Origin of the sequence: Paraburkholderia fungorum, assembly GCF_046027605.1 — a bacterium.
Classification (GTDB): Bacteria; Pseudomonadota; Gammaproteobacteria; order Burkholderiales; family Burkholderiaceae; genus Paraburkholderia; species Paraburkholderia fungorum_F.
In genome coordinates this window covers 120,536-134,473 of sequence record NZ_JAQQEF010000012.1, presented here as the reverse complement: position 1 = coordinate 134,473, position 13,938 = coordinate 120,536, and the positions used below count along the sequence as shown (strand labels likewise).

The 13,938-nt window shown below is 64.1% G+C and carries 11 protein-coding genes; 8 read left to right on the top strand and 3 right to left on the bottom strand.

The features are described from left to right. Positions 1-234 precede the first annotated feature (234 nt). The 7 genes from PQR53_RS20885 (at position 235) to PQR53_RS20855 (ending at position 8,684) form a co-directional block, all read left to right on the top strand. Complete coding sequence (locus tag PQR53_RS20885; RefSeq protein ID WP_408457799.1) at positions 235-1,428, top strand: phosphoglycerate kinase; 1,194 nt, start codon at positions 235-237, stop codon at positions 1,426-1,428. Positions 1,429-1,885: 457 nt separating this feature from the next. Then, the gene (pyk, locus tag PQR53_RS20880) at positions 1,886-3,322 is read left to right on the top strand and encodes a pyruvate kinase (protein WP_179734164.1); all 1,437 of its coding nucleotides are present in this window, start codon (positions 1,886-1,888) and stop codon (positions 3,320-3,322) included. A gap of 316 nt (positions 3,323-3,638) precedes the next feature. Next, positions 3,639-4,703: a class II fructose-bisphosphate aldolase gene (gene fba, locus PQR53_RS20875; RefSeq protein ID WP_408457795.1), complete on the top strand. Its 1,065-nt coding sequence runs from the start codon at positions 3,639-3,641 to the stop codon at positions 4,701-4,703. A gap of 132 nt (positions 4,704-4,835) precedes the next feature. Beyond that, a complete protein-coding gene (locus PQR53_RS20870; RefSeq protein ID WP_408457793.1) occupies positions 4,836-5,726 on the top strand; it encodes a phosphoribosylaminoimidazolesuccinocarboxamide synthase in 891 nt (296 codons plus the stop codon). A gap of 77 nt (positions 5,727-5,803) precedes the next feature. Further along, positions 5,804-6,322, top strand: a complete 519-nt coding sequence (gene purE, locus PQR53_RS20865) for a 5-(carboxyamino)imidazole ribonucleotide mutase (RefSeq protein ID WP_408457790.1) — start codon at positions 5,804-5,806, stop codon at positions 6,320-6,322. Between the two features lie 102 nt (positions 6,323-6,424). Next, positions 6,425-7,621, top strand: coding sequence for a 5-(carboxyamino)imidazole ribonucleotide synthase (locus tag PQR53_RS20860; protein ID WP_408457787.1), 1,197 nt, complete (start codon positions 6,425-6,427; stop codon positions 7,619-7,621). Between the two features lie 10 nt (positions 7,622-7,631). Continuing rightward, on the top strand, positions 7,632-8,684 hold the full coding sequence (locus tag PQR53_RS20855) for an L-threonylcarbamoyladenylate synthase (protein WP_408457785.1): 1,053 nt from the start codon (positions 7,632-7,634) through the stop codon (positions 8,682-8,684). A 160-nt stretch (positions 8,685-8,844) separates the two neighbouring features. Here PQR53_RS20855 and PQR53_RS20850 read toward each other — a convergent pair whose 3' ends face one another. From PQR53_RS20850 to dacB, 3 genes are all read right to left on the bottom strand, one after another. After that, positions 8,845-10,053: an SGNH/GDSL hydrolase family protein gene (locus PQR53_RS20850; RefSeq protein WP_408457782.1), complete on the bottom strand. Its 1,209-nt coding sequence runs from the start codon at positions 10,051-10,053 to the stop codon at positions 8,845-8,847. Between the two features lie 94 nt (positions 10,054-10,147). Continuing rightward, positions 10,148-11,104 carry a sterol desaturase family protein gene (locus PQR53_RS20845; protein ID WP_408457779.1) on the bottom strand — a complete coding sequence of 319 codons (957 nt, stop codon included), beginning with the start codon at positions 11,102-11,104 and terminating at the stop codon, positions 10,148-10,150. A gap of 195 nt (positions 11,105-11,299) precedes the next feature. Next, on the bottom strand, positions 11,300-12,949 hold the full coding sequence (gene dacB / locus PQR53_RS20840; RefSeq protein ID WP_408457776.1) for a D-alanyl-D-alanine carboxypeptidase/D-alanyl-D-alanine endopeptidase: 1,650 nt from the start codon (positions 12,947-12,949) through the stop codon (positions 11,300-11,302). 324 nt (positions 12,950-13,273) lie between these two features. Between dacB and PQR53_RS20835 the strand changes: the two genes are divergently transcribed. Beyond that, positions 13,274-13,936 (top strand): response regulator, encoded by a 663-nt coding sequence (locus PQR53_RS20835; RefSeq protein ID WP_408457773.1) that lies wholly within the window; start codon positions 13,274-13,276, stop codon positions 13,934-13,936. Positions 13,937-13,938: the final 2 nt, after the last annotated feature.

The window sequence follows — 13,938 nt, the reverse complement described above, 5'->3', positions numbered from 1 at the left end:
CGCATCCTCCAAATACGGGACATTCGCCTGGTTGCGGGTCAGAAGGCAGTGGGGATCAGTTAAAATGAGTGTTTCCGGGATAAGCGCGCCGCTGCATGGCGCGTCAGCCGCGGCCGAGCCGCGGGCGCCCAATTCAGTGGAACCGCTGCCGTGCCGAAGCGCTGGAGTTTGCCGCGCCTCAATGGCCGCGCGTCGTCCGCCACCGCCTTCCCATCAACTCGCACACACACGCCCATGAACAAGGTATTGCGTCTCTCCGATCTGATCGCCGAAGGCAAGCTATCCGGCAAACGCGTGTTCATCCGCGCCGATCTGAACGTGCCGCAGGACGATCAAGGCAACATCACCGAAGACACCCGGATCCGCGCCTCCGTGCCGGCTATCAAGGCTGCGCTGGACGCAGGCGCCGCCGTGATGGTCACGTCGCACCTGGGCCGTCCGACCGAAGGCGATTTCAAACCGGAAGACTCGCTCGCGCCCGTGGCGAAGCGCCTCGCCGAACTGCTCGGCCGTGAGGTTCCGCTGGTCGCGAACTGGGTCGAAAACGGCGTGAATGTGGCGCCGGGCCAGGTTGTGCTGCTGGAAAACTGCCGCGTCAACAAGGGCGAAAAGAAGGATTCCGACGAGCTCGCGCAGAAAATGGCGAAGCTCTGCGACGTCTACGTGAACGACGCATTCGGCACCGCGCACCGCGCTGAAGCCACCACGCACGGCATTGCGAAGTACGCGCCGGTTGCCTGCGCCGGCCCGCTGCTGGCCGCCGAACTCGAAGCGCTCGGCAAGGCGCTGGGCGCGCCGAAGCGGCCGCTGGTGGCGATCGTCGCCGGCTCGAAGGTGTCCACCAAGCTGACCATTCTGAAGTCGCTGGCGGACAAGGTCGACCAGCTGATCGTGGGCGGCGGTATCGCCAATACGTTCATGCTGGCCGCGGGTCTGAAGATCGGCAAGTCGCTTGCGGAAGCCGATCTGGTCAATGAAGCGAAAGCCATCATCGACGCCGCGAAAGCGCGCGGCGCTTCGGTGCCGATTCCGACCGACGTGGTCACGGCCAAAGAGTTTTCGCCGACGGCCAAGGCCGAAATCAAAGCCGTCGCCGACGTTCAAGACGACGACATGATCCTCGACATCGGACCGGAAACCGCCAAGGTGCTCGCGGCACAACTGGAAAAAGCCGGCACGATTGTGTGGAACGGCCCGGTCGGCGTGTTCGAGTTCGACCAGTTCGGCAACGGCACCAGGACGCTTGCTGACGCGATCGCCAAATCGTCGGCGTTCTCAATTGCCGGCGGCGGCGACACGCTCGCGGCGATTGCCAAGTATGGCATCCACGACAAGGTTAGCTACATCTCGACGGGCGGCGGCGCCTTCCTCGAGTTCCTCGAAGGCAAGAAACTGCCTGCGGTCGAAGTTCTGGAATCGCGGGCTTAACGTGGCGACGCGCTCCCCCTCAGCGAAGTCTGCAAAAGCGCGCGGTGGCAAGCCAGCTGGCAAGCCGCGTAATACCGCAGCAGTACCGGCAGGGGAGCGCGAAGCGCGCTCTGCCAATCCGGCAGCGGCCGAGTCCGCGGTCGGGTCAGCTAGCCAGCAACATGATGAATCCGGGTCGCCCCTCACGCTCGTGGAGTTGACCACTGCCAGCGAGACAGCGGCATTGTCCAGCGCAGACGCTGCACCAGCCGCCCACTCGCCCGCAGAACTCCCAGACGAAGAGGTCGCGCTCGCCCCCCCACCGGCACCCCCCGTGCTGGTGTCGAACACCGCTTCACCCCATAAAGCGACGCTGGTTTCAACTGGCGCGCAACCCCTGGCAGCATCCTTCGGTGCGCAGCCTCCGCATCCGACTCGCAGCGCTCTTTCCAGCGATCCCATCCAGACGAGGAGACTCATGCATCGCGCCACCAAGATTGTCGCCACCATCGGACCGGCTTCCAGTACGCCGGAAATCCTGCTGAAAATGATTCAGGCAGGTCTCGACGTGGTGCGGCTCAATTTCTCGCACGGCACTGCCGACGACCACCGCCAGCGCGCCGAATTCGTGCGCGAGGCGGCCCGCCAGGCCGGCCGTGAAGTTGCCATCATGGCTGACCTGCAAGGTCCGAAGATTCGGGTCGGCAAATTCGAAAACGGCAAGATCACGCTGGTCGCCGGCGAGTCGTTCATTCTTGACGCCGAGTGCGAACTCGGTAATGAACAACGCGCCGGTCTCGACTACAAAGATCTGCCGCGCGACCTGAAACCGGGCGACGTTCTGTTGCTCAACGACGGCCTGATCGTGCTCGACGTCGTGCGCGTGCTCGGCAGCGAGATTCACACCACCGTGAAGGTCGGCGGCGAACTGTCGAACAACAAGGGTATCAACCGCCAGGGCGGCGGCCTCACGGCGCCGGCACTGACGGCCAAAGACATGGAAGACATCCGCACGGCCATGTCGCTCGGCGTGGATTACGTGGCGGTGTCGTTCCCCAAGAACTCCACCGACATGGAAATGGCCCGTCAGCTCGCGAACATCGCGGGGGCGCCATACGGCATCAAGCCGAAGATGATCGCGAAGATCGAGCGCGCGGAAGCGATTCCGGCGCTGCAAGGCATCCTCGACGCATCGGACGGCATCATGGTCGCGCGTGGCGACCTGGCCGTGGAAGTGGGGAATGCCGCAGTTCCGGCGCTGCAAAAGCGCATGATTCGGATGGCGCGCGAATCGAACAAGTTCGTGATCACCGCCACGCAGATGATGGAGTCGATGATCTACGCGCCGGTGCCGACCCGCGCCGAAGTGTCGGACGTCGCCAACGCCGTGCTGGACGGTACCGATGCGGTGATGCTGTCGGCCGAATCGGCCGCGGGCAAGTACCCGGTGCAGACCATCGAAACGATGGCGGCGATCTGCGTGGAAGCGGAGAAGTCGGAACAGTCGGAGCTGGACAAGGATTTCCTCGACCGCACGTTCACGCGAATCGACCAGTCCATCGCCATGGGCGCGTTGTTTACGGCATTCCACCTGGGCGCGAAGGCGATCGTCGCGTTGACCGAATCGGGTTCGACCGCGCTGTGGATGTCGCGTCATTGGACCCACGTGCCGATTTTCGCGCTCACGCCGCGCGTGGGCAGCGAACGGGCCATGGCAATCTATCGCAACGTCACGTCGCTGCATCTGGACACCAGCACCGACCGCGACACCGCGTTGCAACAGGCTCTGGAAACCGTGGTCGGCAAGGGCTATGCGTCGCGTGGCGACATGGTGGTGCTGACCGTCGGCGAGCCGATGGGCCAGGCGGGCGGTACGAACACGCTGAAAATCGTGCGCGTCGGCGAGCCGTATTGATTCGGCTGGGTAAGTAGCAGACTGCTCGATCGGCGCGGGCTGCGTGGGACCAGAGTAAGCGCTAAAGCGCCAACTCTGGTCGACGCGCGTTGCATGGGACCAGAGTAAGCGCTAAAGCGCCAACTCTGGTCGACACAGATTTGATTGAGTGAAGCAGCTTGTCATGCCCCGCGAGAGGCGGCGCACAGACTCCAATCGCGCGTAAAGGAAAATGCGCTTTAGGGAATGGGTGACGGGTATGCAGCTTGCTTCGCGATAAAATCGCCCAAAAAGATGCCGACGGCACAGAATTCGTTTCAATCTAAGGAGTTACAGCATGCCTCTCGTATCAATGCGTCAACTGCTGGACCATGCCGCGGAAAACGGTTATGGCATTCCGGCATTCAACGTGAACAACCTGGAGCAGGTGCAGGCGATCATGGCGGCGGCCGACAAGGTCAACGCCCCTGTCATCATGCAGGCATCGGCCGGTGCGCGTAAGTACGCGGGCGAGCCGTTCCTGCGCCACCTGATCGAAGCAGCGGTCGAGTCGTACCCGCACCTTCCGGTCGTGATGCACCAGGACCACGGCCAGTCGCCTGCGGTCTGTATGGCAGCGATCCGCAGCGGTTTCACCAGCGTGATGATGGACGGTTCGCTCGAAGCCGATGGCAAGACGGTCGCCTCGTACGAGTACAACGTCGAAGTCTCGCGTAAGGTGGTTGAAGCGGCGCACTCGATCGGCATCACGGTGGAAGCAGAACTGGGCGTGCTCGGTTCGCTGGAAACCATGAAGGGCGACAAGGAAGACGGCCACGGCGCGGAAGGCACGATGACCCGCGAACAGTTGCTGACCGACCCGGAGCAGGCTGCCGACTTCGTCAAGCTGACGCAGTGCGACGCATTGGCGATCGCGATCGGTACGTCGCACGGCGCGTACAAGTTCAGCAAAAAGCCCACGGGCGACATCCTGTCGATCCAGCGCATCAAGGAAATCCACCAACGCATTCCGAATACGCACCTGGTGATGCACGGTTCGTCGTCGGTGCCGCAGGAGCTGCTCGCGGAAATCCGCGAATTCGGCGGTGACATGAAGGAAACCTACGGCGTGCCGGTCGAGGAAATCCAGGAAGGCATCAAAAACGGCGTGCGCAAGGTCAATATCGACACCGACCTGCGTCTGGCGATCACCGGCGCGATCCGCCGCTACATGGCGACCAATCCGGGCAAGTTCGATCCGCGCGACTACCTGAAGCCCGCGCGCGAAGCGGCGATGAAAATCTGCCTCGAGCGCTTCACGCAATTCGGCTGCGAAGGTCAGGCCGGCAAGATCAAGCCGGTTTCGCTTGATAAAATCGCGGAAAAGTACAAGTCGGGCGAGCTCGCACAGGTTGTCCGCTAAGCTATAACTAAGCATCAGGCTTGGCCGATTGGCCAGGTTGTCGGTAGATCGCCGTTCCCGCATCATCCGGGGAACGGCGTTTCCCTTTTGTTCCGGTCACACTTTTTGCCCCACTTTTAGCGAACCACGACGATGTCTACCCTTTACGAATCCACGCTCCGCTCGCTGCCGCTGCTCGGCCGCGGTAAAGTCCGCGACAATTATGCGGTGGGCAACGACCAGTTGCTGATCGTCACCACCGACCGTCTGTCGGCGTTCGACGTCATCATGGGCGAGCCGATTCCGAATAAGGGCCGCGTGCTCAACGAAATGGCGAACTTCTGGTTCGAGAAACTGAAGCATGTGGTGCCGAATCACCTCACGGGCGTGGCGCCCGAATCCGTGGTAGCGGCAGACGAAGTCGAGCAGGTGAAGGGGCGCGCGGTCGTCGTGAAGCGCCTCGAGCCGATTCTCGTCGAAGCCGTGGTGCGCGGCTATCTGGCCGGCAGCGGCTGGAAAGACTACCAGGCCACCGGTTCGGTGTGCGGCGTGGAACTGCCGCCTGGCCTGCAGAACGCGCAAAAGCTGCCCGCGCCGATTTTCACGCCGGCAGCCAAGGCCGAAATGGGCCACCACGACGAAAACATCACGTACAACGAGATGGAGCGCCGCATCGGCACCGAACTGTCGGCCACGATCCGCGACATCTCGATCAAGCTGTACAAGGAAGCCGCTGACTATGCTGCCACGCGCGGCATCATCATCGCGGACACGAAATTCGAGTTCGGCCTGGACAACCACGGCCAACTGTATTTGATGGACGAGGCGTTGACCGCCGATTCTTCGCGTTTCTGGCCGGCTGACCAGTATCAGGTCGGCACGAACCCGCCGTCGTTCGACAAGCAGTTCGTGCGTGACTGGCTCGAAACCCAGCCGTGGAAGAAAGAACCGCCCGCACCGAAGCTGCCGGACGACGTGGTCACGAAGACGGGCGAGAAGTACCAGGAAGCGCTCGAACGCCTGACCGGACACAAGCTCGCCTAAGCACGCGCGCCTGGTCGATCCGCAACGCGAAAAACGCCGGGCCCGGGGGCGCTCTCAAGAACCAAGGAAGCCGTAAGATGAGTGAAGCACAAACCGCCCATACGCATGGCGCGCCCATTGTCGGCGTGCTGATGGGCTCCAGTTCCGACTGGGAAGTGATGAAGAACGCCGTGGCGATTCTGCAGGAATTCGGCGTGCCGTACGAAGCGAAGGTCGTGTCCGCGCACCGCATGCCCGACGAGATGTTTGCATATGCTGAGCGCGCACGCGAGCGCGGCCTTCGCGCGATCATCGCGGGGGCGGGCGGCGCGGCGCATCTGCCGGGCATGCTGGCCGCCAAGACCACGGTGCCGGTGCTTGGCGTGCCGGTGGCGAGCAAGTATTTGAAGGGCGTCGATTCGTTGCATTCGATCGTGCAGATGCCCAAGGGCGTGCCGGTCGCCACGTTTGCAATCGGCGAGGCGGGCGCGGCGAATGCGGCGCTGTTCGCTGTCTCCATTCTGAGCGGCACGAGCGTCGAGTATGCGGAAAAACTGGCGGCGTTCCGAGTGCGCCAGAACGAAGCGGCTCACGCAATGGTGCTGCCGGCGCTGTAAGCGCCAAGGCCGATTGCTTTTAGACTTCCCCATGTCTGACCCCCGGCCGGATGCCGCTATTGCACCTTTTGCATGCGCATCCGGCCGCGACCGACCACTAAGATGAATCCAGACAACACACCGGTTTCACCGATTCTGCCCGGCGCATGGCTTGGCATGGTCGGTGGCGGCCAGCTCGGCCGCATGTTCTGTTTTGCCGCGCAGGCGATGGGCTATCGCGTCGCTGTGCTCGACCCGGACGAGACCAGTCCCGCGGGCGCGGTTGCGGACCGCCATATCCGAGCGGCTTACGACGACGAAGCGTCGCTCACCGAACTCGCGCGCCTGTGCGCGGCGGTGTCGACCGAATTCGAGAATGTGCCGGCGGCGAGCCTCGATTTCCTCGCGAAAACCACGTTCGTCAGTCCGGCGGGCCGTTGCGTCGCCGTGGCGCAGGACCGGATCGCCGAGAAGCGTTTTATCGCGTCGTCGGGCGTGACGGTGGCGCCGCACGTCGTGATCGAGTCGTCGAATGCGTTGGCCGCGCTCGACGATGCGAAGCTCGAAGCGGTATTGCCGGGCATTCTTAAGACTGCTCGCATGGGCTATGACGGTAAAGGCCAGATTCGCGTGCGCAACGCGGAGGAAGTGCGCGAGGCGCATGCATCGCTCGCCGGTGTGCCGTGCGTGCTGGAAAAGCGCTTGCCGCTGAAGTTCGAGGTGTCCGCGCTGATTGCGCGCGCGGCGAGCGGCGCGTCGGTGGTGTATCCGCTGGCGCAGAACACGCATCGCGACGGCGTGCTGTCGCACACCATCGTCCCCGCGCCGGATGCAAGCTCGACGCTGGTCGGGCAGGCACAACAGGCCGCGCTGCAAATCGCCGACAAGCTCGGCTATGTGGGCGTGCTGTGCGTCGAGTTCTTCATCCTTGAAGACGGATCGCTCGTCGCCAACGAAATGGCGCCGCGCCCGCACAACTCCGGCCACTACACCGTCGATGCCTGTGCCACCAGTCAGTTCGAACAGCAGGTGCGCGCGATGACCGGTATGCCGCTCGGCGACACCCGCCAGCATTCGCCGGCCGTGATGCTGAACATTCTCGGCGACGTGTGGTTCCCGGACGGCCCGAAGCGCGCGGCGGTCACGCCGCCGTGGCACGAAGTCGCCGCGATGCCGGCGGCGCGTCTGCATCTGTACGGCAAGGAAGAGGCGCGTTGCGGCCGCAAGATGGGCCACGTGAACTTCACCGCCGCGACGCTTGAAGAAGCGCGCACGGCTGGCCGGGATTGCGCGCGGCTCCTGCACATCATCACGAGCTGACGCGAGCGCCATGCCGGATCAAAGCAAACCTGCCGAAGGAGGCGCCGCGAGCGCCTTGTCTGTGAGCACCGCGCAGATCGAGCACGCCGCCGCGCTGCTCGACGCGGGCGAGCTCGTCGCGTTCCCGACGGAGACCGTCTACGGGCTCGGCGGCGATGCCGAGAGTCCGGACGCGGTCACGCGTATTTACGTGGCGAAGGGCAGGCCGGCGAATCATCCGGTGATCGTGCATCTGGCGCCGCAGGGCGATCCGAATTATTGGGTCGACTATCTGCCCGCAGACGCGCAGCGCTTGATCGATGCGTTCTGGCCTGGGCCGCTCACGTTGATCCTGAAGCGCGCGGCGCGAATTGATGCAGCGGTTAGCGGTGGCCAGGATTCGGTGGGGTTGCGCTGTCCGTCACATCCGGTTGCCCAGGCGTTGCTGGAAGCGTTCAGCGCATTGCGTGGCGGACATGGTGGCGTGGCGGCGCCGTCGGCGAATCGTTTTGGTCATGTGAGCCCCACAACGGCGCAGCATGTGCGCGACGAGTTCGGCGGCGCGATTCATGTGCTGGACGGCGGCGCATCGGACGTCGGGATCGAATCGACGATTCTGGATTTGTCGCGTGGGTTTCCGGCGCTGTTGAGGCCCGGCCGCGTCACGCCGCAGGATATCGCGGATGTGCTCGGTGAAGCGCCAAGGTTGCCGGACGGATCGGATGCGACGGCACCGCGCGCTTCGGGCACGCTGAAGGCGCACTATGCACCGCGCACGCCGTTGGCGTTATTGCCTTTTGGCGCGCTCGAACCTTTGCTTGCCGCGCGCGAAGCGGGCGAGCGTGTGGCTCTGGTCGCGCGGGCATCGCGTGCCGGGCATTGGGCGGACGCGGAAGGGGTGCATTTCATTGCCGCACCTGAAGATCCGCATGTGTACGCGCGTGAGTTGTATGGCTTGCTCAGGGCGTTGGATCGCGCGAACGTAACGCGGATTCTGATCGAGAAGTTGCCTGACACGATCGAATGGATTGCGGTCAACGATCGCCTGGGCCGAGCCGCGGCGGCATTTGAAGCGCAAGCTTAGGAACTGCGTTTGCGCCTGCGCGCGTGGCTAGACAGATCGCTACACTCGCTGCGCCCAATACGCCGCGTTAGTGTCGGAAATAAAAAAACGCCTGGCTCGACCAGCAAGCCAGGCGTTCGCAGAACTCGCATCCTGCTGCCGCTACGCGGCAACCATCAACTTATTTCCCCAGCCCGCTCGCAGCGATCGCCTTCTCGACCGTCTGCGCGAACAACGCGTGCAAATGCGTGCTCGGGTGCACCAGATCCGCGAACATGTACGTCTGATCCGCGCCGGCCACGGTAAGCGTTTGCGGCGAGCAGAACAGCGACGACTGGAACTGGCTGCCGTAAGACGCAGCCGTCTGGCCAGGTTGGAGCACGGCCGGATTCTGCGTGGCAAAGGTCGTGGCCGCTTGCCCCATCGCGTTCAGGTTACACGCCGTGTCCGTGTTCGACACCGTGAAACCCAGCGTTTGGTAGGACGCCAGCGTGGTGTCCAGCCAATTGAACGCGCTCACATAAATGACCTGCTTGTTCGAAGCAAACGCCTGCTGAAGCACGCCGTTGTACGTCTGGGTCAGCGCATTGAACAGCGCCTGGCCTGTCGCACCGCTTTGCACACCTTGCGGTGTTCGCGCGATATCCGGCACGTCCGACACGACCACGTGCGTCGCGCCCGCCCCGACGACCTGCTGAACCGCGCCGACGAACTTGCCCGCCGCTATGCCGATCTGCTGAAGCGCTGCGGGGATCGCCGCATTTGACGCGGCAGCGCCCGCCTGCTGCGCCGCTGCGGGCGTTCCGCCGCTCTGCAGGACCGCCGTCGCCGCCGCGGTGCCGGCATCCGACACGGCTTGCGCCTGAATGAAAATGTCGTTCGCGCCGCCGTTCATCAGCACCAGCTGGTTCGCATTGAAGCTGCCGTGCGCGCCCAGATACTGTGTGATCTGCTGCGTGACCGGAACCGTCGTGGCGGCCATGAAGTTCGGCGCGAAGCCTTCGCCTTGCGGCTGATCCACGCGCGAACCGCCTTGCGCGTAGCCAAACCCGCCCGCTGCCACCAGCGGTTGACCGAAGCCGCCCAGATACGCGGCGGTCAACGTGCCGCCATAGTATTCGGCAATCTTCTGCGTCCACACTTCGCCCGGGTTGGTGGTGAAGCGGCCACCGCCGAAACTCGACTGGATCACCGGCGCATACGTGCCGACGTCCGACAGGCTGTCGCCGAACGACACGACCTGCAATTTGACGCCGCCTGGAGGCGTGCTGCTCGCATTGTTGTTATCGTTGCCGCCACCGCAAGCCGCGAGCAGTGCAAACGCCGTACTGGCGATGGCGAGCTGCGTGACGCGGACGAAATTGCGCTTGTTCGATGCTGTTTGCTTCATGTTGACTTCATCTCCTCGTATGTGTGGCCCTTGTGCCATATATTGCAGGCGGCGCCCACCGCTTCGGCGGCGTGACGCCAGCTTACAGAATCTTCTAAGGCCTGCGCGGTGTTTGAAACGCGGCCGTGTGGTTTTCTTCGACGCTCGCAGCGCCGCTGGATAACGCGGTATCGGCACTCGCACTCGCACCGGCGGCGCGGTGCGCATGATAATCCGCGGCCCACGCGGGCGGTGCGAACAGCGCGCGCAACTTGTTGCGCCAGCCTCGCACGCTCACGAAATCGGCGGCCATCGACGCCCATTCATGAAACGTCGCCCTCAGCGGGTTATACGTGTGGAGAGGCTCGACAATGCCGTACACCGGCGCATCGCGTGGATCTTCCTCGACATGGCTGCCGAACAGGCGATCCCAGATCACCAGCACGCCGGCATAGTTGCGGTCGATATAGCGGTCGTTGCGCGCGTGGTGCACGCGGTGAATCGACGGCGTGTTGAACACGTATTCGAGCCAGCCGAGTTTGCCGATCGCCTGGGTATGCACGAAAAACTGGAAGCCGAGGTTGATCAGCACGATCGCGACGATCTGCTTCGGCGGAAAGCCGAGCACGGCGAGCGGAATCCAGAACAGCCACATGCCGGCAATCGGATACATCAGGCTCTGGCGAAATGCGGTCGAAAAATTCATCCGCTCCGACGAGTGATGCACGACATGCGCGGCCCACAGCCAGCGCACGCGATGGCTGCAACGGTGGAACACGTAATAGAGCAGATCCTGAGCGACGAACAGCACGACGAACGACACCCAACTCGCCTGCCACGTGACGACGCGATAGTGATCGTAGAAGAAGGCATACACGGGGATGATCGCGAGCCACGCGAGCTTGTCGGCGGCCTGCTGCATCAACGCGAGCGCGGCGTTGCAGAGGGTGTCGCGCCAGCTATAAAGCTGTGCGCCGGGGCGTGTGCGCCGCAGGTGCCACGCCTCCCAGCCAATACATGCGAGAAAGACTGGCGCCATGGCGAGCAGCAGCAATTCGGCATCGAATTGCATTGTGTCTTCCTCCGTGGTCCCGGGCCGCCGCGTTTGCCGCAACGGCCATTGTCGTTTTCGTTTGATCAGGCCACGCCACCCCAATGATTGCGCGGCTCGTGCGCTACGCGTTGCGTTTTACGCGCGCCTCAAACACTGCCCGACAGCGTACACGCTTGGGCGCGTTGCGGCGCGCGGCTTCTATAGAAGGAATCCTCAATGGGCGCCGCGCTTGTGCGGGTTTTTCCTGGGCTTGCTGCCGCGCGGTTCGGTGACCGGGTCGGAGACCTTCGTGAATCCCTGGGACGGTCCCTGGTATACCCATTCGAGCAAGGCGTCGTGGGCGGCGCGCGCAGCTTCGGAATGCGGGTCGTTGATCAGGCTCACCACCACATAACTGTTGCCGTCCGCCGAGGCCACATAGCCGGCGATCGCCCGCACGTCGCGCAACGTGCCGGTCTTGATGTGCGCGTTGCCGCCCGCGCCCTGGTTGGTCAAGCGGTTGCGCATCGTGCCGTCCACGCCCGCGATCGGCAACGACTCCACGAACACCTGAGCGACCGGGCTCGCGTTGGCCCGCTGCAGCAGATCGGCGAGCGAGAGCGCCGTGACGTGCTCGTCGCGCGAGAGGCCCGAGCCGTTGTCGAGCGACAGGTATTCCATGTCGATGCTGTCGCGACGCAGAAACGCCTCGATCGCGCGCGCCGATTTGGCGGGCGTGGCGGGCGGTTTTTCTTCCGTCGCGCCGATCGTCAGGAACAGGTTACGCGCCATCGTGTTGTTGCTGAACTTGTTGATGTCGCGAACGATGTCGGACAGCACCGGCCCCTGGTGGCTGGCGACGAGGCGCGCGCCGACCGGCACCGCGCCTTCGCGGGTCGCGCCGCTGAACGTGCCGCCAGTTTGCTGCCACAGCGCGAGGAAGCCGCCCGCGAAGAACGCGGAGTGATCGAGCACCGCGACGTTGATCGTGCGCGGGCCGCAGCGCACCGAGTAGTCGCCGTCGAACGACGCCACCACGGTGCCGTTGGGTTGCGGCGTCACGGTGGGTGTGACGGAGGCGGCGTCGCCACGGCATGGGCCGTTCACGGCGCGCATCTGATTGTCGATCTGCAACTGCGAGAGCGCGGGCAGCACGTCGACGGCGACGCTGCCGTCAGGCGAAGGCGTCAGCGTGAACGACAGCGATTTGAAGGCATACAGCAGCGGATCGGGGCCGACGTTGTACGGCGCGGTAGCGTCGTCGTCGAACGGCGGCAGGTCGCGCGTCGAGGCATCGAAGTAACGCTTGTCGAGCACCAGCGCGCCGTCGATGCCGCTGATGCCCGCCTTGTGGATCTTCTGCACGAGGTCGATCAGTTCTTCGGGCACGAGCTTCGGGTCGCCCGTGCCCTGGATGTACAGATTGCCGTGCAGCACGCCGTTGGCATCCACCGTGCCGTCCGCATACGCGCTCGTGCGCCAGCGATAATCCGGGCCGAGGATCGACAGGCCGGCGTAAGTGGTGACGAGCTTCATCGTCGAGGCGGGCATCATCGGCTTGCCGGCGTTCAGCGCGACGATCGGCGTGCGGTCGCCGACCTTTTCGACCACCACGCTGATCGACGACAAAGGCACATGGGCGCGCTGCAGGCCGACCATCACCGGTTGCGGCAAGACGGTCGTGACGTTGACGCTCGGATGCGTGGCCTTGACGCGAGCCTGTGCGGTGAGCGGCAGCATCGTGCCGCAACCGAGCGCGGCACAGGCGAGCAACAAGCCCGCCGTGCGCGGTGCGAAGCGGCGCGGCAGGGGACGGGCGCAAGCAGAAGAGAGCGGACGCAGCGCCACAGAGCGTGCGAGAGAAGACAAAAAAGCGTGCGTCATGGACAGGCGAGGAAGCAAGATTTCGGGGCGCGTGGTACGCGGCAATCCAGGGTGTGTCGATGCATCGCGCGACGCGTGCGGGCAGCGGTTTCGCTGCGCGTTCGCGAGGGTGGCATCGGTCGGTCGTGCAAATCATGCAGGCGCGCCGGCGAATTCACGCACCCCGCATAAGGAGCGGGGCATGCTGATGAATCGAGCCGCGCGACGCAAAGCGCTCATTGTAGAGACATGCCGCGAGGCTGCGGTGAAAAAGCGTCGTGCGGCGCGCAGGCCGGGCTGGGCGCTAGAATGCGGCATCATCGAATGTTTCGGGACCGTACCAACATGCGCATATTGCTAGTCGAAGACGACCGGATGATCGCCGAAGGCGTGCGCAAGGCGCTACGCGGCGAAGGCTTCGCGGTCGATTGGGTGGAAGACGGTGACGCGGCGCTCAGCGCGGCAACCGGCCAACCTTACGATCTCGTGTTACTCGACCTCGGCCTGCCCAAACGCGACGGCCTCGAGGTGCTGCGTACGCTGCGCGCCAAAGGCCACGCCACGCCGGTGCTGATCCTCACGGCGCGCGACGCGGTCGCCGACCGCGTCAAAGGTCTCGACGCCGGCGCCGACGATTACCTTGTCAAACCTTTCGATCTCGACGAACTCGGCGCCCGCATGCGCGCGCTGATCCGCCGCCAATCGGGCCGCAGTGATTCGACGATTCGCCACGGCAGCCTGACGCTCGATCCGGCCTCCCATCAGGTCACGCTCGACGGCGCGCCGGTCGCGTTGTCGGCGCGTGAATTCGCGCTGCTCGAAGCACTGATCGCGCGTCCCGGCGCGGTGCTCTCGAAGAGCCAGCTCGAGGAAAAAATGTACGGCTGGGGCGAGGAGATCGGCAGCAATACTGTCGAGGTCTACATTCACGCGCTGCGCAAGAAGCTCGGCGCGGACCTGATCCGCAACGTGCGCGGTCTTGGCTACATGATCGCGAAGGACGCCTGAGC

Excerpts from the sequence above, each read along its gene's own strand:
- PQR53_RS20885 (WP_408457799.1), top strand. The coding sequence starts at position 235 with ATGAACAAGGTATTGCGTCTCTCCGATCTGATCGCCGAAGGCAAGCTA.
- pyk (WP_179734164.1), top strand. The coding sequence starts at position 1,886 with ATGCATCGCGCCACCAAGATTGTCGCCACCATCGGACCGGCTTCCAGT.
- fba (WP_408457795.1), top strand. The coding sequence starts at position 3,639 with ATGCCTCTCGTATCAATGCGTCAACTGCTGGACCATGCCGCGGAAAAC.
- PQR53_RS20870 (WP_408457793.1), top strand. The coding sequence starts at position 4,836 with ATGTCTACCCTTTACGAATCCACGCTCCGCTCGCTGCCGCTGCTCGGC.
- purE (WP_408457790.1), top strand. The coding sequence starts at position 5,804 with ATGAGTGAAGCACAAACCGCCCATACGCATGGCGCGCCCATTGTCGGC.
- PQR53_RS20860 (WP_408457787.1), top strand. The coding sequence starts at position 6,425 with ATGAATCCAGACAACACACCGGTTTCACCGATTCTGCCCGGCGCATGG.
- PQR53_RS20855 (WP_408457785.1), top strand. The coding sequence starts at position 7,632 with ATGCCGGATCAAAGCAAACCTGCCGAAGGAGGCGCCGCGAGCGCCTTG.
- PQR53_RS20850 (WP_408457782.1), bottom strand. The coding sequence starts at position 10,053 with ATGAAGCAAACAGCATCGAACAAGCGCAATTTCGTCCGCGTCACGCAG.
- PQR53_RS20845 (WP_408457779.1), bottom strand. The coding sequence starts at position 11,104 with ATGCAATTCGATGCCGAATTGCTGCTGCTCGCCATGGCGCCAGTCTTT.
- dacB (WP_408457776.1), bottom strand. The coding sequence starts at position 12,949 with ATGACGCACGCTTTTTTGTCTTCTCTCGCACGCTCTGTGGCGCTGCGT.
- PQR53_RS20835 (WP_408457773.1), top strand. The coding sequence starts at position 13,274 with ATGCGCATATTGCTAGTCGAAGACGACCGGATGATCGCCGAAGGCGTG.